This window comes from Microbacterium sp. NPDC080005 (genome assembly GCF_040702445.1).
GTDB classification, from domain to species: domain Bacteria; phylum Actinomycetota; class Actinomycetes; order Actinomycetales; family Microbacteriaceae; genus Microbacterium; species Microbacterium oleivorans_D.
The window spans coordinates 1,324,857-1,346,882 of record NZ_JBFBLD010000002.1 but is presented as its reverse complement, the minus strand read 5'-3'; the positions used below and the strand labels follow the sequence as shown (position 1 = coordinate 1,346,882).

At 69.7% G+C, this 22,026-nt stretch carries 21 protein-coding genes; 6 read left to right on the top strand and 15 right to left on the bottom strand.

The window, feature by feature from the left end; genetic code table 11:
• Nucleotides 1-396: 396 nt before the first annotated feature.
• The gene (gene guaB, locus AB0259_RS13280; RefSeq protein WP_366222982.1) at nucleotides 397-1,899 is read right to left on the bottom strand and encodes an IMP dehydrogenase; all 1,503 of its coding nucleotides are present in this window, start codon (nucleotides 1,897-1,899) and stop codon (nucleotides 397-399) included.
• A gap of 203 nt (nucleotides 1,900-2,102) precedes the next feature.
• Here guaB and AB0259_RS13275 point away from each other — a divergent pair, with 203 nt between their 5' ends.
• Genes AB0259_RS13275 through AB0259_RS13260 form a run of 4 tightly spaced genes read left to right on the top strand, consistent with a single transcriptional unit; the run spans nucleotide 2,103 to nucleotide 6,191 of the window.
• Entirely contained in the window at nucleotides 2,103-3,422 is a 1,320-nt protein-coding gene (locus AB0259_RS13275) for a branched-chain amino acid ABC transporter permease (protein WP_251582065.1), read from the top strand.
• A gap of 6 nt (nucleotides 3,423-3,428) precedes the next feature.
• A complete protein-coding gene (locus AB0259_RS13270) occupies nucleotides 3,429-4,409 on the top strand; it encodes a branched-chain amino acid ABC transporter permease (RefSeq protein WP_366222981.1) in 981 nt (326 codons plus the stop codon).
• Complete coding sequence (locus AB0259_RS13265; RefSeq protein WP_251582060.1) at nucleotides 4,399-5,427, top strand: ABC transporter ATP-binding protein; 1,029 nt, start codon at nucleotides 4,399-4,401, stop codon at nucleotides 5,425-5,427. The genes AB0259_RS13270 and AB0259_RS13265 overlap by 11 nt, the downstream gene beginning before the upstream one ends.
• Nucleotides 5,424-6,191 (top strand): ABC transporter ATP-binding protein, encoded by a 768-nt coding sequence (locus tag AB0259_RS13260; RefSeq protein WP_251582058.1) that lies wholly within the window; start codon nucleotides 5,424-5,426, stop codon nucleotides 6,189-6,191. The genes AB0259_RS13265 and AB0259_RS13260 overlap by 4 nt, the downstream gene beginning before the upstream one ends.
• 283 nt (nucleotides 6,192-6,474) lie before the next feature.
• Here the strand turns inward: AB0259_RS13260 and AB0259_RS13255 are convergent, their stop codons facing one another.
• The 3 genes from AB0259_RS13255 to groES form a co-directional block, all read right to left on the bottom strand.
• On the bottom strand, nucleotides 6,475-7,836 hold the full coding sequence (locus tag AB0259_RS13255; RefSeq protein WP_251582056.1) for an ABC transporter substrate-binding protein: 1,362 nt from the start codon (nucleotides 7,834-7,836) through the stop codon (nucleotides 6,475-6,477).
• 156 nt (nucleotides 7,837-7,992) lie between these two features.
• Nucleotides 7,993-8,931 (bottom strand): EamA family transporter RarD, encoded by a 939-nt coding sequence (rarD, locus tag AB0259_RS13250; protein WP_366222980.1) that lies wholly within the window; start codon nucleotides 8,929-8,931, stop codon nucleotides 7,993-7,995.
• Between the two features lie 141 nt (nucleotides 8,932-9,072).
• Nucleotides 9,073-9,369 carry a co-chaperone GroES gene (groES, locus tag AB0259_RS13245; protein WP_017203655.1) on the bottom strand — a complete coding sequence of 99 codons (297 nt, stop codon included), beginning with the start codon at nucleotides 9,367-9,369 and terminating at the stop codon, nucleotides 9,073-9,075.
• Between the two features lie 152 nt (nucleotides 9,370-9,521).
• Between groES and AB0259_RS13240 the strand changes: the two genes are divergently transcribed.
• Nucleotides 9,522-10,721 carry a class I SAM-dependent methyltransferase gene (locus tag AB0259_RS13240; protein ID WP_366222979.1) on the top strand — a complete coding sequence of 400 codons (1,200 nt, stop codon included), beginning with the start codon at nucleotides 9,522-9,524 and terminating at the stop codon, nucleotides 10,719-10,721.
• A 1-nt stretch (nucleotide 10,722) separates the two neighbouring features.
• Here the strand turns inward: AB0259_RS13240 and AB0259_RS13235 are convergent, their stop codons facing one another.
• The 8 genes from AB0259_RS13235 to AB0259_RS13200 all read right to left on the bottom strand — a co-directional run bounded on the left by AB0259_RS13235 (nucleotide 10,723) and on the right by AB0259_RS13200 (nucleotide 16,172).
• On the bottom strand, nucleotides 10,723-11,202 hold the full coding sequence (locus AB0259_RS13235) for a hypothetical protein (RefSeq protein ID WP_251582043.1): 480 nt from the start codon (nucleotides 11,200-11,202) through the stop codon (nucleotides 10,723-10,725).
• Nucleotides 11,199-12,257 (bottom strand): tRNA (adenosine(37)-N6)-threonylcarbamoyltransferase complex transferase subunit TsaD, encoded by a 1,059-nt coding sequence (gene tsaD / locus AB0259_RS13230; protein ID WP_251582041.1) that lies wholly within the window; start codon nucleotides 12,255-12,257, stop codon nucleotides 11,199-11,201. The genes AB0259_RS13235 and tsaD overlap by 4 nt, the downstream gene beginning before the upstream one ends.
• A gap of 1 nt (nucleotide 12,258) precedes the next feature.
• The gene (gene rimI / locus AB0259_RS13225) at nucleotides 12,259-12,756 is read right to left on the bottom strand and encodes a ribosomal protein S18-alanine N-acetyltransferase (RefSeq protein ID WP_251582039.1); all 498 of its coding nucleotides are present in this window, start codon (nucleotides 12,754-12,756) and stop codon (nucleotides 12,259-12,261) included.
• A complete protein-coding gene (gene tsaB, locus AB0259_RS13220) occupies nucleotides 12,753-13,421 on the bottom strand; it encodes a tRNA (adenosine(37)-N6)-threonylcarbamoyltransferase complex dimerization subunit type 1 TsaB (RefSeq protein ID WP_366222978.1) in 669 nt (222 codons plus the stop codon). Before tsaB ends, rimI begins: the two co-directional genes overlap by 4 nt.
• Before the next feature lie 48 nt (nucleotides 13,422-13,469).
• A complete protein-coding gene (tsaE, locus tag AB0259_RS13215; RefSeq protein WP_251582029.1) occupies nucleotides 13,470-13,973 on the bottom strand; it encodes a tRNA (adenosine(37)-N6)-threonylcarbamoyltransferase complex ATPase subunit type 1 TsaE in 504 nt (167 codons plus the stop codon).
• Complete coding sequence (gene alr / locus AB0259_RS13210) at nucleotides 13,970-15,094, bottom strand: alanine racemase (RefSeq protein WP_251582019.1); 1,125 nt, start codon at nucleotides 15,092-15,094, stop codon at nucleotides 13,970-13,972. Before alr ends, tsaE begins: the two co-directional genes overlap by 4 nt.
• Nucleotides 15,091-15,447 carry a holo-ACP synthase gene (locus AB0259_RS13205; protein WP_251582017.1) on the bottom strand — a complete coding sequence of 119 codons (357 nt, stop codon included), beginning with the start codon at nucleotides 15,445-15,447 and terminating at the stop codon, nucleotides 15,091-15,093. The genes alr and AB0259_RS13205 overlap by 4 nt, the downstream gene beginning before the upstream one ends.
• 104 nt (nucleotides 15,448-15,551) lie before the next feature.
• Nucleotides 15,552-16,172 (bottom strand): low molecular weight phosphatase family protein, encoded by a 621-nt coding sequence (locus tag AB0259_RS13200; RefSeq protein ID WP_251582015.1) that lies wholly within the window; start codon nucleotides 16,170-16,172, stop codon nucleotides 15,552-15,554.
• Between the two features lie 74 nt (nucleotides 16,173-16,246).
• Between AB0259_RS13200 and AB0259_RS13195 the strand changes: the two genes are divergently transcribed.
• Nucleotides 16,247-17,050, top strand: coding sequence for a CPBP family intramembrane glutamic endopeptidase (locus AB0259_RS13195; protein WP_251582013.1), 804 nt, complete (start codon nucleotides 16,247-16,249; stop codon nucleotides 17,048-17,050).
• 28 nt (nucleotides 17,051-17,078) lie between these two features.
• Here the strand turns inward: AB0259_RS13195 and AB0259_RS13190 are convergent, their stop codons facing one another.
• From AB0259_RS13190 to AB0259_RS13180, 3 genes are all read right to left on the bottom strand, one after another.
• On the bottom strand, nucleotides 17,079-18,389 hold the full coding sequence (locus tag AB0259_RS13190) for a UDP-glucose/GDP-mannose dehydrogenase family protein (protein WP_366222977.1): 1,311 nt from the start codon (nucleotides 18,387-18,389) through the stop codon (nucleotides 17,079-17,081).
• Between the two features lie 109 nt (nucleotides 18,390-18,498).
• Complete coding sequence (locus tag AB0259_RS13185; RefSeq protein ID WP_366222976.1) at nucleotides 18,499-20,766, bottom strand: right-handed parallel beta-helix repeat-containing protein; 2,268 nt, start codon at nucleotides 20,764-20,766, stop codon at nucleotides 18,499-18,501.
• Complete coding sequence (locus AB0259_RS13180; protein WP_366222975.1) at nucleotides 20,763-22,007, bottom strand: glycosyltransferase; 1,245 nt, start codon at nucleotides 22,005-22,007, stop codon at nucleotides 20,763-20,765. Before AB0259_RS13180 ends, AB0259_RS13185 begins: the two co-directional genes overlap by 4 nt.
• Nucleotides 22,008-22,026 lie beyond the last annotated feature (19 nt).

Here is a 22,026-nt window from a genome sequence, read left to right as displayed (position 1 = left end):
CGAGGTTATTTGGCATTTGACAAGTGCACGCTGTTGAGTTCTCAAGGATCGGATGCTCCCACACCACCCCCGCAAGGGCTTCGTAGTGAGGCAACTTCTCTACCTTAGGATGACACCCGCGAAACCGTCAAACCCGACACGCCGATGATCTCGGAAGATCATGACTGCGGGCGACGACCGTGGGTGCGTCCCGATGTCCCGTCCTAGACCAGAGGTCAGACCCAACCGCAGAGCGACTGTTTCTTCTTGGAGGGGGTGGTTCACCAGCTTGAGGGGGCGGCGGGCCTCTCAGCCTCTCGCTCTTCCCTGTGGGGCGAACAAGTAATAAGTTACGCGGCGTTCGGAGACTCGGCAAATCAGCCCCGCATCCCGGGCGTGTCGAGGCCGCAGACCCTCTCAGCGCTTGTAATTCGGCGCTTCGACAACGATCTGCACGTCGTGCGGGTGCGACTCCTTGAGCCCCGCCGAGGTGATGCGAACGAACTTGCCTCGTGCCTTCAGCTCGTCGATCGTGCGGGCGCCGACGTAGAACATCGACTGCCGGAGTCCCCCGACCAGCTGATAGGCGACGGCCGACACCGGACCGCGGTAGGCGACCTGGCCCTCGATGCCCTCGGGGATCAGCTTGTCGTCGCTCGGCACGTCCGCCTGGAAGTAGCGATCCTTCGAGTACGAGGTCTTCTTGCCGCGGGTCTGCAGGGCTCCGAGAGAACCCATCCCCCGGTAGAGCTTGAACTGCTTGCCCCCCTGGAAGACGACCTCTCCGGGCGACTCATCGGTGCCGGCGAGGAGAGAACCGAGCATGACGGTGTCGGCGCCGGCGACCAGCGCCTTCGCGATGTCGCCCGAGTACTGCAGACCGCCGTCGGCGATGATCGGGACGCCGGCCTCCCGCGCCGCGAGCGACGCCTCGTAGATGGCGGTCACCTGCGGGACCCCCACACCGGCCACCACCCGCGTCGTGCAGATCGACCCCGGACCGACGCCGACCTTGACGGCATCCACTCCTGCGTCGATGAGGGCCTGCGCGCCCTCACGGGTCGCGACGTTCCCGCCGATCACATCGATGTGCGCGAACGAGGCGTCGGCCTTGATCCGCTTGACCATGTCGATGACACCCGCGGACTGTCCGTTCGCCGTGTCGACCACGATGACGTCGACCCCGGCATCCCGCAGCGCCTCTGCGCGCTCCCACGCATCGCCGAAGAAGCCGATCGCGGCGCCGACACGGAGTCGACCCTGATCATCCTTCGTCGCGAGGGGGTACTTCTCGCTCTTGTCGAAGTCCTTGATGGTGATGAGGCCCGCGAGCTTGCCGTCCTCATCGATGAGGGGCAGCTTCTCGACGCGGTGGTGGGCGAACAGCGCGATGACCTCATTCGCCCCGATGCCGACCTTGCCGGTCACGAGGTTCTCGCTCGTCATGACGTCGCGGACCTTCGTGGTCTGACGCTCGAAGCCGGAGACGAACCGCATGTCGCGATTGGTGACGATGCCGACCAGGTGCCCTTCGTCGTCCACGACGGGGAGACCCGAGATGCGGTACTGGCCGCAGAGTGCGTCCACCTCTTCAATGGTCGCGTCGGGTGTCGTCGTGATCGGGTCGGTGATCATGCCCGACTCGCTGCGCTTCACGCGGTCGACCATGGCGGCCTGATCGGCGATCGACAGGTTCCGGTGGATGATCCCGATTCCCCCCTCGCGCGCGATGGCGATGGCGAGACGCGACTCGGTGACGGTGTCCATCGCGGCGGAGAGAAGAGGAGTCGCGACGGTGATGCGGCGCGTGACCCGGGAGGAGGTGTCGGCCTCGGACGGGATGACGTCCGTGTGACCGGGCAGCAGCAGGACGTCGTCGTACGTCAGTCCCACGAATCCGAACGGGTCGTTGTGCTCCATGTGCTCTCCTGCGTCGAACGGCTTGTCTGAATTCTAAGGCGCGCGACGCTCCATTCATTCCCGGGGGCGAGATCCGGCCAGAAGGCGGAGTGTCGATGGTTGCGGCAGGGAAACACAGCGGCAACAATCGCTGGATACGGTCGTGTGGCGCCGGGGGCACCCGTACCTCTGCGCGCTGACCATGCTTCAACCAGGAGGTGTCGGTGACGACCACCCGCTCTGTGCGCGCCCGCAATCGATGGCGACGCGCACTCGTAGCCCTTATCGCCGGAGTCTTCTCCGGCGCTCTGCTGTTCGGCCTCGCGAACCCCGCGGCAGCCGACACCCAGAACCCCGAGGACTTCCCGTTCGCCGTCCAGGGCAACGTGCGCGTCGCCGGTGAACCCGTGGAAGGCGCCACAGTGGTCGTCTCCGGCGGTGAGTACAGCGGCGAGACGGAAACCGCCGCCAACGGATCGTGGCGCGTTCCGGTTCCCACCAAGGACGTCCCCTACACCGTCGAGCTCGTCGAGGATTCGCTTCCCGAGGGTGTCACCGCGCCCGAGGGGTTCAACTTCACGCAGGAAGTGGAATTCGGGCCGACCAGCACGATCACCCGAAACTTCACCCTCGGGGCCGCGGAGCGGACGACGACCTCGTTCTTCGACCAGTTCCTGTCCCGAGCGGTGAACGGCCTGAACTTCGGTCTGATGCTCGCACTGGCCGCGATCGGAGCGTCGCTCGTGTTCGGCACGACCGGACTGTCGAACTTCGCGCACGGCGAGATGGTCACCTTCGGCGCTCTCGCAGCCCTCTTCTTCTCCGTGGCCGTGAACGTGCCGATCTGGATCGCGATCCCGTTGGCGGTCATCGTCTCCGCGTTCTTCGGATACGGGATGGATGCTGGACTCTGGAGACCCCTCCGCCGTAAGGGCATCGGCACCGTGCAGCTCATGATCGTCTCCATCGGCCTCTCGCTCGCCCTCCGATACGTCTTCCAGATGTTCGTCGGCGGCGGCACCGTGAACCTGCCCGGGCGAGCGACCGCCAACATCCCGGGCCTCGGCCCCATCAGCCTGTCGCTCACCGACGTCATCAGCATGGGGGTGTCGATCGTGGTCATCGTCGCCTTCGCGTTCTGGCTCATGCGGACCCGGATCGGGCGCGCCACGCGAGCGGTGTCCGACAACCCGTCGCTGGCCGCGGCGAGCGGGATCGATGTCGACGCCGTCGTCCGGATCGTGTGGGTCATGGCCGCCGCCCTCGCCGGGCTCTCGGGCGTGCTCTGGGCCTACTTCCGGCCGGGCATCAAGTGGGACATGGGCACCAGCATCCTGCTCCTCGTCTTCGCCGCGATCACGCTCGGCGGTCTGGGAACGGCGTTCGGCGCCCTCCTCGGCTCGATCATCGTGGGCCTGCTCGTCGAGGTGTCGACGCTCTGGATCCCCTCCGACCTGAAGTACGTCGGCGCGCTCGTCGTGCTGATCGTCATCCTCCTGTTCCGTCCGCAGGGTCTCCTCGGACGCCGAGAGCGAATCGGATAACGGCTCATGGACTTCCTGCAAATCCTCAACAACACGGCGGCTCAGATCCTGTCGCCGGTCACGCTGGGCTTCGTGCTGGCGGCCATCGGTCTCTCGGTCCACTTCGGCTTCGCGGGCCTGCTCAACATGGGCGTCGCCGGCTTCATGGCCATCGGCGCCTACGGTTTCGCGATCTCGACGCTGACGTTCGGGCTCCCCTGGCCGGTCGCCGCCCTCGTCGGCCTCGTCGGCGCGGTGCTGTTCTCGATCGTCATGGGCATCCCGACGCTGCGGTTGCGCGGCGATTACCTCGCCATCGTCACGATCGCGGCCGCCGAGGTCGTGCGCCTGTTGTTCCTGACCTCCAGCTTCCGCGAGACCACCGGCTCCGCCGACGGCCTCGTCGGCTTCCAGGCGAGCTTCCGGTCCACGAACCCTCTCCCGGCGGGACGGTTCGGATTCGGCCCGTGGACGTACCAGTCCGACCAGTGGTGGGTGATCATCGTCGGGATCATCACGATCGCGATCGTCGTCACCTTCGTCTGGTTGCTCATGCGGAGCCCCTGGGGCCGCGTCATCCGGGGCATCCGTGAAGACGAGGACGCCGTGCGGTCCCTGGGCAAGAACGTCTTCGCCTTCAAGATGCAGGCGCTCATCGTGGGTGGCGTGATCATCGCCGCCGGCGGGATCGTCACGGCCCTCGGAACGAACGTGAACCCCAACGTCTACGTCACCTCCCAGACGTTCTACGTGTGGACGGCGCTTCTGCTCGGCGGGGCCGCGACGATCTTCGGACCGGTACTGGGCGCCGTGCTGTTCTGGGTCGTGCGCGCGTTCCTCTCCAACCTCCTGCCGGCGCTCGTGAACATCGGTTGGCTGCCGTTCCTCACAGCGGAGCAGAGCCAGATGCTCGTGTTCGTCCTGGTGGGTATCGCCCTCATGCTGCTGGTCATCTTCCGACCGCAGGGCATCCTCGGTAGCAAGAAGGAGCTGACCTTTGTCCGCTGACGTCGCGCCCCCCGCCCCCCGACCCAAAGCCACCGGTCTGCACAAGGGCGAGATCCGCCCCGGTGTCGAGAAGGTCGACCCGATCATCGTCGCCGACGGCGTGAAGCGCGTCTTCGGTGGCCTCACCGCCGTCGATGTCGACCACCTCGAGATCCCGCGCAACGCCATCACGGCGCTGATCGGGCCCAACGGTGCCGGCAAGACCACGCTGTTCAACCTCCTGACGGGATTCGACAAGCCGAACGAGGGGGTCTGGTCGTTCGACGGCCGGAACCTCGCCGGCATCCCTGCCTTCAAGGCGGCTCGGATGGGACAGGTGCGCACCTTCCAGCTGACGAAGTCGCTGGGCCTGCTCACCGTGCTCGAGAACATGAAGCTCGGTGCGCCCGGTCAGGGCGGCGAGAGCATCTGGCGCGGCATCCTCCCCTTCCTCTGGCGCAAGCAGGAGGCCGAGATCGAGGAGAAGGCGCGCGGCCTTCTGGAACGGTTCAAGCTCGACGCGAAGGAGAAGGACTTCGCGGCCTCGCTGTCGGGCGGCCAGCGCAAGCTCCTGGAGATGGCACGCGCCCTCATGAGCGACCCGACCCTCGTCATGCTCGACGAACCGATGGCCGGCGTGAACCCGGCACTGACGCAGTCGCTGCTCGACCACATCCTCGACCTCAAGGACCTCGGTATGACGGTGCTGTTCGTCGAGCACGACATGCACATGGTCCGCCACATCGCCGACTGGGTCGTCGTCATGGCCGAGGGCAAGGTCGTCGCCGAGGGACCGCCGGACACCGTCATGAAGGAGCAGGCCGTCATCGACGCCTACCTCGGAGCCCATCAGGACGTCGACCTCGGCGTCGTCACCGGCCGTTACGAGGGCGAACTGACCGCCGAGGCTCAGGAACTGATCGAGGAGCAGCACAAGCTGCAGGACGCCGTCGAGGCGGATGCCACGACGCACGCCGCGGAGGATTCCACGGCACCCGGCACCCCGGGCTCCACGCCCGGAACGGAGGACACGAAGTGAGCGACACAGCCGCATCCCCCGCGGGTTCGACGACAACCGCACCCGCACAGAACGTCGTGGAACTGCGCGATGTGCACGCCGGCTACCTGCCCGGCGTCAACATCCTCAACGGTGCGAATCTCTTCGCCGCCAAAGGTGAGCTCATCGGCATCATCGGCCCCAACGGCGCCGGCAAGTCCACGATGCTGAAGGCGATCTTCGGGCAGGTCAAGATCCGCTCGGGCCAGGTCGTGCTCAACGGTGAGGAGATCACCGGACTTCGGGCCAACAAGCTCGTCGCCAAGGGCGTCGGCTTCGTGCCGCAGACGAACAATGTGTTCCCGAGTCTGTCGATCGCGGAGAATCTGCAGATGGGGGCCTATCAGAGGCCGAAGGTCGTCTCGGAGCGCATCGACTTCGTGACCTCGATCTTCCCCGACCTCAGCAAGCGTCTGCAGCAGCGGGCGGGCTCGCTCTCGGGCGGTGAACGACAGATGGTCGCCATGGGACGCGCGCTCATGATGGACCCGTACGTCCTCCTGCTCGACGAACCGTCGGCCGGTCTGTCGCCGTCGCGGCAGGACGAGGCGTTCCTGCGCGTCTCGGAGATCAACAAGGCTGGTGTCACCACGATCATGGTCGAGCAGAACGCGCGTCGCTGCCTGCAGATCTGCGACCGTGGCTACGTCCTCGACCAGGGCCGTGACGCCTACACCGGTACCGGCCGTGAGCTCCTCAACGACCCCAAGGTGATCGGTCTCTACCTCGGCACACTGGGCACCTGACGCCCCGCCGTACCTGACGATGCCCCCGGTCACTCGGCCGGGGGCATCGTCGTACCTGTCGCACGCGTCGCTGCGTGGTGGGGGCGACGTCGCATGGGTCGGATGCGCCGAGTGAGGGGACCACGCCTCGGCGCCCGCTTCCCCGCCACGACATGCTGCACGCCACCGCCTCTCGCGACGAGGGGACCCGGGGGCGGCGGCATCCGCCGGTGCCCCCGGGATGGCCGGCCAGGCAAAGAAAACGGCCCCGGTCCGAAGACCGGGGCCGTTCTGGGATCGTCGATCAGCCGACGTTGAGGAACGAGTAGTTGTTGTCCTCGCCGTACTCGAAGATGCCGATGGAGGCATCCTGCGGGTCGCCCACCTCGTTGAAGGTGATCGGGCCGGAAACGCCGTCGTAGTCCGCGACGTCACCGGCGATGATGATGTCGGCGCACTCGGCATACGTGGTGCACTTCGTGCCCTCACCGGTGCCGCCCGACACCTGCTGGAGGTGCGCTGCGACGTCGGGGCCTTCCGAGGAGCCGGCCTCGAGGGCGGCCAGGGCGAGGAGGATCACCGCGTCGTAGGACTCCGGTCCGTAGGTGAAGTCCGCCAGCTCGGCGTTGCCCTCGCCGGTCCAGAACTCGTTCAGACCGTCACGGAACTCCGCGATCGACGCGGGGTCCACAGCCGGGTAGGTGCCCTTGGCGCCCGTCAGGGTGCCCGCGTCGAACTCCTCGCCGAAGTTCGCCAGGTTGCCGTCCACGAAGTACATCTTGTCCTTCGGGAACTCCGCCGCGACGAGCTCGGGGATGATCGTCTTGACCTCTTCGAAGGTGATGAGGGCGATCGCGTCGGGGTCCGCCGCCAGCACCGTCTCGACCTGCGAGGAGAAGTTGGTGTCGCCGGTGTTGTACAGCGCGGCCGACACGACGGACCCGCCCGCCTCCTCGAAGGCAGCCTTCGCGAAGCACGCGAGACCGGTTCCGTAGGAGTCGTTGAGGATGATCATGCCGAGGGTCTCAGCGCCGTCGCCTGCGATGAGGTTTCCGAGCACCTGGCCCTGGAGCACGTCGGAGGGAGCCGTTCGCCAGTACAGACCGTTGTCCTCGTAGCCCGTGAAGGCAGCGGAGGTGTTCGCCGGCGAGAACTGGATCGCGTCGGCAGCGATGACCTGGTCGATGAACTGCAGCGAGGTACCCGACGACGCGGCACCGATGATGGCCGTGGCACCGGCGTTCAGCAGACGCGGGATCTCGGTCTCGTAGGCCTTGTTGTCGGTGTCGCCCGAGTCGCCCTGGACGAGGTTGATGGTCACGCCCTTGTCAGCGGCGTTCACCTCGGATGCGGCGTACTCGGTGCCGGCGATCTCGGGCGGGCCGAGGAAGGCGAGGTTGCCGGTCACGGGCAGGGCCGTGCCGATCGTGTACTCGAGGTCGGTGGCAGGACCCTCCGACGTGGAGGTGTACTCCGGGGTGTACGACGCGGGCTGTGCCTCGTCGCAGTTGACCGGGAAGTCGAAACCGGCGGGCTCCTCGGAGGCGCCGCCGGATGCAGTGGGGGTCGAGGAACCGGCGCAGCCGGCCAGGACCATTGCGCTCGCGCCGATCAGGGCGATGGCGCCCATGACCTTTGCGGAACGCGAACGGGTGAGAACGCTCATTGTGCTCCTTGCTGTGGTGACACGGGTCAGTTCGGGACCAGCCCGGTGTGTTCAACCTAGCGGCGCGCTCGTCTCCCCAATGTTGCCGTTCGTTAACGATGTGTAACGAGGTGGGCACGCTCCCATAACGGTGCCGGGATGCGGTATCCGTCGTCTTCAGACGGGGTCTGGGACGACCGCCTCGGCGCGGGTCCGGCTGCGCCGGGAGGCCACGATCGAGTCGACGGTGAACACCGCCACGGCGACCCAGACCAGGGCGAACCCGATCCATCGCTCGAACGGCATCGGCTCCCCCAGGATGAGGACTCCCGTGAGGAACTGCATGATCGGGGCGACGAACTGCAGGATGCCGATCACGGTGAGCGACGTGCGACGGGCCCCGGCGGAGAAGAAGAGGAGCGGGGTCGCCGTCACCGCACCGGCGAGCAGGAGCAGCGTCGTGTGTGCGGCGCCCTGAGTGCCCATCGTCAGGCCGGAGGTGACGCCGACCAGGACGAGCTGCAGGACAGCGATCGGCACGAGCCAGAAGGACTCGAGGGTGAGGCCGCTCACGGCATCCACCGACGGTCCGATCTTCTTCTTGACGAGACCGTACGTCGCGAAGCTCGCTGCGAGCGCGAGGGCGATCCACGGCACCCGACCGACCGCGACGATGATCACGACGACGGCTGTGCCGGCGATGCCCACGGCGACCCACTGAACGGTCCGCAGGCGCTCCTTCAGGACGATGACGCCGAGGAGCACGGTCGCGATCGGGTTGATGAAGTAGCCCAGGCTCGTTTCGACGACGTGGCCCGTGAGGGTGCCGATCAGGAAGACCTGCCAGTTGACGTAGATGAGCAGTCCGGCGAGGAGGGTCCAGAGCATCAGCCGGCGATCGTGCAGGATCACGCGCATCCGCCCCCAGCCGCGCGTGATCGCGAGCAGCGCGAGACAGAAGACGAGGCTCAACAGGATGCGCCAGCCGACGACCTCCCAGGGGGTGGTCGGTGCGAGGCTGACGAAGTACAGGGGCAGGAAGCCCCACAGGACATAGGCCGAGAAGACGAAGATCGCGCCCAGGGACTTCTCGCGCGCGGCCTGCTCGGGTGTCATGAGCACAAGCCTACGACGGTCATGACAGCGAGCACATCCCGCGGACTGCCGCCGGTCGTGCGGATCCTGCCAACACCGCGGACAGGAACGAGAGAGGGCCCGGATGCCGAAGCATCCGAGCCCTCTGCTGATCGCTGCGTGTCAGCGGACGACGACCGCCAGGACGTCGCGAGCCGACAGGACGAGGAACTCGTCGGCGCCGAACTTGACCTCGGTGCCGCCGTACTTGCTGTACAGGACGCGGTCGCCGACGGCGACGTCGAGCGGAACGCGGTTGCCGTTGTCGTCGATGCGGCCGGGGCCCACGGCCACGACCTCGCCCTCCTGGGGCTTCTCCTTGGCGGTGTCAGGGATGACCAGGCCACTCGCGGTGGTCTGCTCGGCCTCGACCTGCTTGATGACGATGCGGTCTTCGAGCGGCTTGATGGAAACCGACACGGTCTACCTCTTTCTTGCTGGTGGGGTCCTGCTTCAAGACTCATCAGCACTCGCTTACCGAGAGTGCTAACGAAAGTCTAGAGGCCGGTTGGCACTCACGCAACGCGAGTGCCAACACGATGACGGATGCCGCGTCGGCCTAGGCTGGCCGGATGGAACAGGCCGAACTCACCGCTCTCCTGACGCCCCAGGGACTGCGGCTGATCGATGAGGTCGGACCCCTGGCATCCACTGCCGAGGTCGCCACCGCCGTCTCCCGACTGCGTGCGGCCGGCCACTCCCCCGACCTGGTGTCCGCCGTCGTCGGACAGGCCCACCTGCGCGTGCGGGCGCAGGCCAAGTTCGGTCCCTTCGCCGACCGGATGCTGTTCACCCGCGCAGGTCTCGAACAGGCGACACGTCTCGAGGTCGCCGCCCGCCACGCCGCGCGATTCCGAGACGCCGGAATCACCCGCGTCGCGGACCTCGGATGCGGCATCGGCGGTGACGCGCTGGGGTTCGCCGGCATCGGGCTCGACGTCCTCGCCGTCGACGCGGACGAGACGACCGCCGCTCTCGCGGCGTACAACCTCGCACCCTTCGGTGAGGCCGTCACCGTGCAGCACGGCCGCGCCGAGGAGACGGACCTGACCGGCTGCGACGCGGTGTGGCTGGACCCCGCCCGCCGGACCGCGGGGCACAGCGAGACGAGTCGCACCCGGCCGGAGGACTGGTCGCCCTCGCTCGATTGGGCGTTCGCCCTCGCGGAGCGGATGCCGGTGGGCATCAAGCTCGGACCGGGACTCGACCGCGGACTCCTCCCCGACGACGTCGAGGCGCAGTGGATCAGCGTCGACGGATCGACGGTCGAGCTCGTGCTGTGGTCGGGTGCGCTGCGGCGCGCAGGCGTCGCGCGCTCCGCGCTGGTGCTGCGGGGTGGCGCCGCGGCGGAGCTCACCGCCGCGGCGGATGCGCCCGATGAACCGGTCCGCGAGCTCGGCGCGTTCGTGCACGAACCCGAGGGCGCGGTCATTCGCGCGCGCTTGATCGGCGAGGTCGCGCGCGCGCTGCAGGCGGGGATGGTCGCCGACGGGATCGCGTACCTGACCTCGGACGCCGCCTTGACGAACCCCTTCGTGCAGTCGTTCCGCGTACGGGAGGTCCTGCCGCTGAAGGTCCCCGCGATCAACACCGCCCTGCAGGCTCGGGGCGTCGGCACCGTCGAGATCAAGAAGCGCGGGGTCGACGTAGACCCGGCGCAGTTCCGGCGCAAGCTCGCGCTGCGCGGCGACACCTCGGCCACCCTGATCCTCACGCGTGTCGGCGATGGCCGTGGCGCGAAACGGGTCGCGGTCCTCGCCGACCGGGTCTGAGTCAGCCTGTCAGGCCGCCCTGCGCGGCCGCCCACCACAGCCACCCCGCGCTGTACACGAGCGACCCGACGCTGAGTCCGAGGCCCCAGAGCGCCGTCTCGCGCTTCTCCCACGGGCGACGGAGCGCGAGGACCGCGAGGACGACCCCGATGATGCCGATCGGGAAACCCCAGCCGACGAAGCAGGCGAGGACGAGCGCCAGCGTCCCGAACAGCAGAGACCAGCCCGCACTGCGCGGGAGCACGGGCGCCGGCGGGATCCATCGGACATCCGGCGCGAACTTCTCGTCAGGATCGGGATGCACGGTCAGCGGCGGAGCGACGGGGAGCGGCTGCGTCAGCTCCCGACGGAACCCGCCCCGGTGCGCTCCCGGGAGGGCGGTGTCCGTCGGAGCCGGCGCGACGTCCGGCGACGCGGGCTCGACGACGGGAGTCCCGCCGACAGCGGGTGCGGCGGGCGGCGGCATCCGCTCGTCGCTCATGACGACGGCTCCACCTGGATCGTCGTGACGGGGAGAGTCGAGTCCGCTCCGAAGGCGAGCGTCGAGGCGGGGCGTCCGCTCATGATGAGCTCGGACGCGAGAGCGGCGATCATCGCCCCGTTGTCGGTGCACAGCGACAGCGGCGGGATGCGGACGCTCACCCCGGCGGCCTGTGCACGCTCGAGTGCGACGTCCCGCAGCCGCTTGTTGGCGATCACGCCTCCGCCCAGGAGCAGCCGGGGCACGTCGTGACGCGCGCACGCGTCGAGGGCCTTCGTCACGAGGACGTCGACGACCGCTTCACGGAAGGATGCCGCGACGTCGGGCACCGACACGGGCTCCCCGGCCGCCTCGCGCTGCTCCACCCAGCGGGCGACGGCGGTCTTGAGGCCGGAGAAGGAGAAGTCGTAGCGATGCTCCGCCATGTCGGACGCACGCGACATGCCGCGCGGGAACCGGATCGCCTGCGGGTCGCCGGATGCGGCCGCCCTGTCGATCTCGGGACCGCCCGGGTAGGGCAGGCCGAGGATCCGGGCGATCTTGTCGAAGGCCTCGCCGGCGGCGTCGTCCATCGTCTCGCCGAGCAGCTCGACGTCCGAGACGAGGTCGCGCACGAGGAGCAGCGAGGTGTGCCCGCCGCTCACGAGGAGCGCGACGGTCGGGTACTCGACCTCGTCGCCGGTCAGGATGTCGGCTGCGATGTGCCCGACGAGGTGATTGACGGCGTAGAGCGGCTTGCCCAGGCTGACCGCCAGGGCCTTCGCCGCGCCGACGCCGACCATGAGAGCCCCGGCCAGCCCCGGGCCGCTCGTGACGGCCACGGCGTCGAGGTCGTCGAGGTCGACCCCGGCTTCGGCGAGCGCCGCCTCGATGGCCGGCTGGAGGGCCTCGAGGTGGGCGCGGGCGGCGACCTCGGGAACGACACCGCCGTAGCGGGCGTGCTCGTCCATCGAGCTCGCGATCGTGTTCGACAGCAGCGTGCGGCCGCGGACGATGCCGATGCCGGTCTCGTCGCAGCTCGTCTCGATGCCGAGGACGAGGGGTTCGCGCGTCACGTCAGCACCATCCTTCCGCGGCGGTCGGAGCGGCGGTGTTGCGCGCGTCCCAGGCGACGAGATCGAGCTGCATGACGATCGCATCCACGTCGTCGGGCTGGTAGTACCGCGGGCGGCGGCCGACCTCGACGAAGCCCTCGGACGCATACAGCGCGGAGGCGGCCGGGTTGTCGGCTCGGACCTCGAGGAACATCTCGCGAGCGCCGCGGGTGCGAGCGGTGGTGAGCAGTGCGCGCAGCAGCGCGCGTCCCCGACCGCGGCCCCGCGCGTCGGCGGCGATCGCGATGGTCTGGATGTCGGCATCCGCCGCGCCCTGCACAGCCCGGACGCCGCCGTACCCGATCAGGCGCCCGCCCTCGACGTCCACGACGTACTGGCCGTGCGGGGAGGCGAGCTCCCCCGCCATGAGCGCCTCGCTCCAGGCGTCGGTCGGGAACGAGGCCCGCTCGAGACGCATGATGTCGTCGAGGTCCGCGGCGGTCGCGGTGCGGAGGCTCACGAGCCGACCTTCTTCCGGGCACCGGGCAGCGTCACGTCGGGTGCCCGCAGGTAGAGCGGCTCGCCGAGCGACTCGACCCGGTCCGCGGCGACGGCGCGGGCAGCGGCGAGCGCCACCATCGCCCCGGGGATCGCCGTCACGTCGCGGCGGTCGGCATCGTGCCCGGCGAGCGCGTCGTCGATGCCGTCGCGAGGCACGAGGGTCGCCTCGGTCACCCTCCGCGGGAGTCCGTCGTCGTCGATGCCGTCGTAGACGGTGTAGGCGAACTCGCGCCGGCGCGCGTCGGTGACGACCGCGAACCGGGGAACGTCCACGAACGGGTCGGCGAGCAGGATCGCCAGGGCCGCAGCGTCGTGGCTGCGCACCGGGACGACCGGGATGCCACGGCCCAGGGCGAACGCCCGCGCCGCCGCGATGCCGACGCGGAGTCCCGTGAACGGGCCGGGTCCCATGCCCGCGGCGACGTGGGTCAGGGTGACGGTCTCGGGGACGCCGGTCGCGCCGATCGGGCCGCGCGCGGCATCCGTCATCACCTGCTGCAGGAGGGAGCCGATGATCTCGGCGTGGCCCAGCGGATCCGCGCTCGCGACCTCGGCGCGCACCGCACCGTCGACATCGGTCACGGCGACGGCCGTGCCGAGGGACGTGTCGATGCCGAGGATCACAGCATCAAGGGTATCCGCGCAGACGGATGCCGCGACGCGGCCGCCGGCTCAGGGGTGGCGCGTGACGGTGACGATGCGCGGCGCGGCGTCCTCGAGCTCGGCCGCGTACGGACCGGTCGTGCCGCAGGCGTTGTCGACACCCGTGCCGCTCCAGCCGCGCTCGATCTCGAGCTCCCACCACGAGTCGACGAGCCCGTCGACCATGCCGCGACCCCACTCGACGATCGTGACGGAGCGGTCGGGGTCGAGGCCCAGATCGTCGAGCTCGGCCGGGGAACCGAGTCGGTAGGCGTCGACGTGGACGAGCGGCGGACCGTCGACCTCGGACGGGTGGGTGCGCGCGATCACGAAGGTGGGGCTCTGGATGGGGCCGCGGACCCCGAGACCTGCGCCGATGCCGCGGGTCAGGGTCGTCTTCCCGGCGCCGAGGGGACCGGTGAGGACGAGCAGGTCGCCGGCACCGAGGACGCCGCCGAGCTCACGCCCGAGCTGCTCCATCTCTTCGGGCGAGGCGACCTCGCGGCGTCCCTCGAACTGCGCCATCCCGGTCATGACCGCACCTCCCGTCGCGGTACGCGCGGACCGATGCGCGTGACGATCTCGTAGTTGATGGTGCCGGCGGCCTCGGCCCAGTCGGTCGCGGCGGGCACACCCGTCGACGGGTCGCCGAAAAGCACCGCCTCGTCGCCCACCGCGACCTCGGCGTCACCGACGTCGACGACGAACTGGTCCATCGCGATGCGGCCGGCGACGGGGAAGGTGCGTCCCCCGATCGAGACGGGTCCGGCACCGGAGGCGGCGCGGGGAACGCCGTCGGCGTAGCCCATCGAGATCAGCGCGAGCGTCGACTCGCTCGTCGTGCGGTGCAGGTAGCCGTACGAGACGCCCTGCCCTGCGGGCACACGACGGACCGCGGCGACGGCGGCGCGGAGGGTCATCGCGGGGCGCAGGCCGAGATCGGCCGAGGACCTGTCGTCGAACGGTGAGAGACCGTAGATCGCGACCCCGAGCCGGACGCAGCCGAGCCGCGCCTCGGGCAGTGACAGTGCCGCGTGGGATGCGGCGATGTGCCGCAGCGGCGGGCGCAGCCCCGCGGCCTCTGCTGCGGCCTGGGCGACGGTGAAGCGGGACAGCGCCGTGCGGTCGTCGTCCGCCGACGTGTTCGACAGGTGACTGAAGATCCCGATGACGCGGAGGACGCCCTCCCGCTCGTACGCGGCCGCTTCGGCGAAGACGGCGCCGTAGTCCGCCGGGGCGATGCCGTTGCGCGCCAGACCCGTCTCGACCTTGAGCTGCACGGTGACCGGACGCTCCGGCGACCCGGCCGCGGCGGCCGCGCGCAGCTGATCGAGACTCGACACCCCCAGCTCGATGCGGGCGGCGGCGGCCTGGCCGAAGTCCGCGCCCGGCGCGTGCAACCAGGCGAGTACCGGCGCGTCGATCCCCGCGGCCCGGAGCTGGAGCGCCTCACCCACGTCGGCCACGGCGAGGCGGGCCGCGCCCCCGGCGAGTGCGGCACGGCCGGATCGGACGGCGCCGTGGCCGTATCCGTCGGCCTTCACGACGGCGATGACCTCGGATTCCGTCGCCCGCGCCAGGTGCCGCACGTTGTGCTCGATCGCGCCGACGTCGATGACCGCTTCACGCGCGACGCCCTCCGGCATCCGGGTCATGCTGCGGCCTCTGCGACGACGTAGGCGGTCGCGAGTCCCGCGTCGTGCGAGAGCGACAGGTGCACGGCGGTGATTCCGCGGCCGGCGACGGTCGCGGCGGTCTCGCCAGCCAGCGCGAAGACGGGACGCCCCGACGGTTCGGACGCCACCTCGATGTCAGTCCAGTGCACGCCGTCCGACCCGCCGAGCGCCTTGATGAGCGCCTCCTTCGCCGCGTACCGGGCGGCGAGCGAGTGCGGCTTGAGGGTCTGCTCGGATGCCGTGAACAGACGCTCCATGAGCTTCGGGGTGCGGGCGATCGACCGCTCGAAGCGCGGGATGTCGACGAGGTCGACCCCGATGCCGATGATCATGACCCCTCCCCTGGCCGCGTCTGCGGCATCAGATCAGGATATCCGGGGTGCACGGCCGGACGGTCGCGCGGCGCGGCCTCCGAAGTCGTCGCCGTCGACGGGTCTCAGCCGACGGCGAGGCGGATGACGCGCTCGACGGCGTCGAGACCGGGCGCGAGCTGCGCGTCGGAGCGTGCGTAGGTCTCGCGCGAACGGCCGTAGGGGTCGACGACGTCGTCGTCGGCGGGGTCGGCCGGCGGCAGCACGAGCCCCCGCTGCCCGGCGAGGACGGCGAGCGCACCGCGGAGCCGGTCCCGCGGCTCGTCCCCGACCGCACCGGCCCGCAGCGCCTCATCCGGGGTCGCCGCGGCGAGGCGCTCGAACTCGCGCATCGTGAACGTCGTCCGCAGCTGACCGGGCGCGAGCTCCACCACCGCGCGCCGGTGATCGCGGTCCATCGCGAGCACGAGGTCGGGACCCCGCAGGATCGTCTCGGTGAGGTAGCGCGAGCCGTGTGCGGCGATCCGGTCGGCGGGCACCCCACGCGCGGTGGCGAGCTCGGCGGCTTCCACCGGCATCCGGACCCCTTCACGCGCCCGGATGCCCGCGCTCGTCGCGACGACACCGAGGTCGGCGAGCCGCTGCTCGAGGACCAGGGCGGCCAACGGCGAGCGGCAGATGTTGCCCGTGCAGACGGTGAGGATGTGGATCACGAGGAGCCCTTCGAGACGGATGCCGCGACTCACCCCGCGCAGATGTCACCGCCTCGGGGCTCGGCGGGACGGGCGGGACGCGGACGGGCACCCGATACGGTAGGCCCGTGCAGGATCAGCTTAGCGACGGCCCCTCGTCCCCCGCGGTCGATGCGGAGACCCCGCTCGCCGAGCCCGAAGGCGCGAAGCCCCGTCGTCGCGGGCGCCGCCGGAAGCGCACAGACTGGCGTCTGGGCGGGACGGGCGTGCGGCCGTGGAACGGCAGTCTGCTCGTCATCGCGCTGATCAGCCTCGGCGCCGCGATCTTCGCGGGATCGCTGGTCCAGCTGCTCTGGAGGTCGCCCTCGGCGCCGCTCGTGTCGACGGCGATCCTGTGGGTCGGGATGATCGTCCCGGTGGTGGTCGCGTTCCGCCGCGGCCGCCCGGCCGGGTTGCTCCGCTTCCGGAGCACCGACCTCATCTGGGGTCTCGCGCTCGGTCTCGGGCTGCGGGTGTTCGAGGGATGGGTCACGGATGCGGCATCCCGCCCCTTCCCGACGGCGAACGTCACCTCGTCGTGGCTGTGGACCGAGGCCCTCCCCGCGGGGCTCATCGGACCCGTGATCGAGGAGTTCTTCTTCCGCACCGTCGTCCTCGTGGCGATGTACGGACTGCTGCGGCGCAGCGCAGGCCGCATGGCCGCCGCTGTCGCCGCGGTGCTCGTCTCGACGGCGACGTTCATCCTCATCCACGTCGTGGACGGCTCACTGCCTCTCGGCGAGTCCCTCTCGGTCGGCGCCGTCGGGCTCGTCTGCGCGACCCTCGTCATCCTGACCGGTCGGGTCTGGGGCGCCGTGCTCGCGCACATCGTCTACAACACGACGATGCTGCTGCTCATGGCGGCGGGCGCGGCGATCTCCGGCGGGCAGTGACTCCACCCGCCGGAGCGATCCGCGTGGGTCAGGGGCGACCCATCCCGTAGTACGTCCAGCCCGCGGCGCGCCACGCGGCGGGGTCGAGCGCGTTGCGGCCGTCGACGACGACACGACCTGCGGCGAGGGATGCCGCGTGCCCGGGGTCGAGCTCGCGACGGTACTCGTCCCACTCGGTGACGAGGATGACGGCGTCGGCGCCGGTCAGCGCCTCGTCGCGGTCGGCGACGTAGGTGAGCTGCGGGTGCTGACGGCGGGCGTTCTCGATCGCTTCGGGGTCGGTCAGGGTGACGCTGGCGCCGAGGCCGTGCAGGCGGACGGCGACGTCGAGGCCGGGCGAGTCGCGGATGTCGTCGGAGTGCGGCTTGAAGGCGGCACCGAGCACGGTGACCTTCTTGCCGTAGAGCTCACCGCCGAGGCCCTCCTGCACCAGCTGCACGGCGCGCTCGCGACGACGCATGTTGATCTCGTCCACTTCGCGGAGGAACGCGACCGATTCGCCGCGCCCGAGTTCCTCGGCGCGCGCGGAGAAGGCGCGGATGTCCTTCGGCAGGCAGCCGCCGCCGAAGCCGATGCCGGCACCGAGGAAGCGGCGGCCGATGCGGGCGTCGTGACCGATCGCGTCGGCGAGCATCGTGACGTCGGCACCGGCGACCTCGGCGATCTCGGCCATGGCGTTGATGAAGCTGATCTTCGTCGCGAGGAACGCGTTGGCCGACACCTTGACGAGCTCGGCGGTGGCATAGTCGGTGACGATGAAGGGTGTGCCCTTCGCGATCGACGGGTGGTACACCTCGCGCAGCACCTGTGTGGCGCGCTCGCCTTCGTCACCGGCGGGAACGCCGGCGACGAGACGGTCGGGGTCGACGGTGTCCTGAACGGCGAAGCCCTCGCGGAGGAATTCGGGGTTCCACACGAGGGTGGCGCCGGTCGCGCTCACGCGGGGGGCGAGGGATGCGGCGGTGCCGACGGGCACGGTCGACTTGCCCGCGACGATGTCACCCTCGGACAGGTGCGGCAGCAGCGCGTCGACGGCCGCATTGACGTAGGTGAGGTCGGCGGCGTAGCCGCCCTTGACCTGCGGTGTCCCGACACCGACGAAGTGGACCTTCGCACCGGCCGCAGCGGCGAAGTCGGTCGAGAAGGACAGGCGACCCGAGGCGATGCCTTCGGCGAGGATCTCGGACAGGCCGGGCTCGAAGAACGGGGCCTCGCCGGCGGCGAGCGAGGCGATCTTGCGCTCGTCGACGTCGATACCGACCACCTCGTGGCCGATGGAGGCCATTGCGGCGGCGTGCACGGCCCCCAGGTAGCCGCATCCGATGACAGAAAGTCGCATTGAAAGAGTCCCTCCACAACGGCGCCGTGTCGTCAGCGCCCCGGTCGTGTCTACCAGATTCCGATGACGGTCATTTTTCGCGGGTCGGTCCTGAGGTGTCGTGGCTGCGTCATCGCCGGCGGACCGCCGCGCGCGCGGGTGGGGCGGCCAGCGTCTCCTCGACCCAGCTCTCGAGGCGCCAGGCGGGGACGCGGAAGAGCCGCGCGACATCGAAGACCGGATATCCCGCTTCGAGGACGGCGGCGACGGCGAACTGCTGGGGCGAGGTGAAAGCCTGCGCCGGCAGCACCTCGCGCAGATCGCGCAGCGACCTCGGGGTCACGGGCCGATGTCCGCGGTGCGGCGTCTCGGGCCATTCGGAGACCGGGACGCCGTTGATCGTGATCGGCGCGCCGATCTCGGGGACGGGCGCACGTGCGACGACCGGCTGGGCGGTCGTCGGGTGCGGGTGGGCCTGCGGAACCGCCGCGACGAGGACGGGTTCACGGTCTTCCTCGACGACAGAGGCGCCGGCATCCGGCCCGTAGAGCTCGATCTGCCGGCGGCCGTACTGGACGATCGCGTCCTCGAGCAGACCGCGCAGTTCGGCGCGGCGACGTCGACGGACGATCGCGAAGGGGAGACCGACGGCCGGGATGAGGAGCACGAGCAGCCAGAGCCACCCCATCGGGTGGTGGTTCAGCCACAGCAGCAGGGCCGGGCGATAGCTCCACGCCGACGTATCGACGAAACGCTGCGTGACGCTCGCGCCGTCCTCGGCGCGCACCGGCGTCTCACCGAGTCCGCGGATCCGGTTGGCGGAGAGGACGAGGTGTGCGTCGTCGCTCACCGACACCCCCTGCCCCTCGCCGACGGTGATGGTGTTGCCGCGCAGCTCGACACGCACGCCGCGGAGCTCGACGCCGGTGACCGGCCCCTTCATCCGCGAGGTCGTCACCGTCGCGTCGCCGACGTCCCCTTCAAGGCGCAGCGGGATGCCGCCGGTCGACACCAGCGTCGAGTCGGTGACCTCGACCGTATGGGCGGGGCCGACGATCCGCAGTCCGCCGGCCACGCCGTTGGTGGTCAGGTCCTTCACGGTGACGCCGTTGCCGCCGTCGATGAGGACCCCTCCCGTGCGGTTGTCGAGGGCGGTCACCCCTTCGAGGAGGAAGTCGGCCATGACGTAGGTGCTCGCTCCCCCGGCGTTGGGCCCCGTGGCGCGCGGCGCGCCTGCGATCCGGACACCCACGCCGTCGGCATGACTGACGGTGGTGTCGACGATCGCCACACTGGAGGTCTCGCGGTTGACGACGATGCCGTCCCCGCCGGCGTCGCCGACCACAGCGTCCGCGATGCGGACGACCGCTGATCCTCCGGTCACGGTGATCCCCGACATAAGCGGGGCGTCGACGGTCATGCCGTTGATCGTCGCGCCGAGCACCCCCGACAGGTAGACGCCGAATGCGAGGCGGGTGTGCGTCGTGTCGACGAAGGTCGCCCTCGCCAGGCCCGGCTCGGTGGCCACGACGGCGACCCCTCCGGTCCGGCCGCTCCAGAAGCCGAGATCCGAGAACTGGGTGTACGCGGCGCTGAGCGTTCCGTTCCGAGCCAGGACGTAGCCGCGCCCGTCGCTGAGGTCCGCGTCCGGCGCGTCCGTGGCGGTGTCCCACGACGTGACGCGGAGCGGCTTGTCCTCTGAGCCGTTCAAGACGATGTTGCCGCCCCACCCGATGATCTGACTGAAGCCCGTCTTCGTGCTGAGGATCCTGATGGTGCGGCCGGGGGCATCGACCTTCAACGTGGCGCCCGCCCGCACCACCACCGACTGCGCGAGATCGTATGTGTCGTCCCCCATGGCTCGCAGCGCTCGCAGTGCGACGAGGTCGGTGAGTCCATAAGGCTCGGCACGGGGATCGAGCACGACGATGCCCATCTTCTTCAGGAGGGGGTTGTCCCACCCGGCGCGGATCATGTCGCCGATGGCCGCGTCCGTGAGCTTCGCGATCATCTCCTCCTCGGACGCACGGATGCGCTCCGCACCGTCCTCCTGCCAGGTCTCGCCTCCCGCAGCCGACGTCGGAGTCGGGGTGGCTGTGGGCATCACGCCGGTGCCCTTGAGCACGTCGAGCAGGAGGGATTCCGACTCGGCCGCATCGGATGCCTGTGGGCTCGGGGCGGGCGACGCCGACGCTCCGGGGGTCGGGGCACCGGCGTCCGCTCCCGGGTCGGACCAGGGCAGCGGGACCCTTCCGACGAGGTTCGACGCGACCACGATCCCGACGGCGAGCGCGACGGTCAGCAGCACCATGACGGTGCGGGTCACGACCGTTCGGTGCACGGAGGTCTCGCCGCGTTCCTCGGCCGAGATGACGGGTGGCTGCTCGGGGACCGTCACGAGGCCGCCGCCCTTTCGGCCTCGGGCGCTCCGGAGAGGCTCGCCTCCGTCTGCCCCTCGCCGCCGCGCGTGGTGGCCGAGCGGGTCAACCACCCCTGCTTGTTCATCGTGAACAGCGCGAACGTCTTGATGGGAAGCGCGACGAGGATGATCATCGCCGTCACGAGAGGCAGGATGACGATGTCCTCCGGCCGGCGCCACAGGTGGGAGAAGCCGCGGATGCCGCGACCGACCACCGTCCAGATGACGGCGACGAGCAGGGCCGGGATCGGATGCTCGGAGCGCACGGCCAGGACGACGTAGGCGAGCGCGGTGAACATCGTGACCGGCGTGAAGAGGATCTGCATCATCGCGATCTGCGAGATGAGCGGGACCTTGAACACCCACCCCCTGCCGATCGCGGTCAGATAGCAGCGGTACGAGTTGCGGCTCCATCGCACGCGCTGCTTGACGAAGGCGCGGAAGGTGCCGGGGAACATCGAGAGCGCACGGGCGCTGTCCTGATGCGTCACACGGAACCCCTGCGAGAGGACCAGCCACGTCATCCGCCCGTCGTCACCGGCGATGCACTGACGCCCGAAGAACATCTCGCACTCGAGCTTCTCGACCTGCGGCACGATGACGCTCGTCCGGTAGGCGGCGGTGCGTCCCGAGGCGCAGATGACACCACCGAAACGTCCCATCGCGGGTGCGTAGTCGGTGTAGCGGAGGTCGATGATCCAGTCGGCGACCCGACGCCACACACTGCTGCGCGGGCGGTACACGTTCTGACGGGTGGAGACGGCACCGACCGACGGGTCGATGAACGGCATCTGCACGGCGTCGTGCAGTCCCTCCTCCCACGACGTGTCGGAGTCGGCGAAGATGACGAGCTCCGTGTCGACCATCCGCATTCCGTGCCCGAGCGCGGACCGCTTGCCGTGATGCTCGAACATGACGACCTCGACGGTCGGATACTTCAGGGCCTCGATGCGCCCCTGGGCCTCCGTGTCCTCGGTGTCGAGAACGATGATGATGCGCGTCGGTCTTTGCGCGACCCAGGTACCGAGACACCGCACCAGGACGTCCGGGTCCTCGCGGAACGACGGCACCACGACGGTGGTCGTCGTCCGGAAGTCGTTGACGACCGGCCGGGCGGTCGCCGACAGGACCTTGCGGATCGCCCAGTAGCCCCACGACACCACGCCGAAGATGCCGAAGGGCAGCACCCACCAGACGTATGACACCCACTCGGCAGGCATGACCGTCCCCCGTACGGCT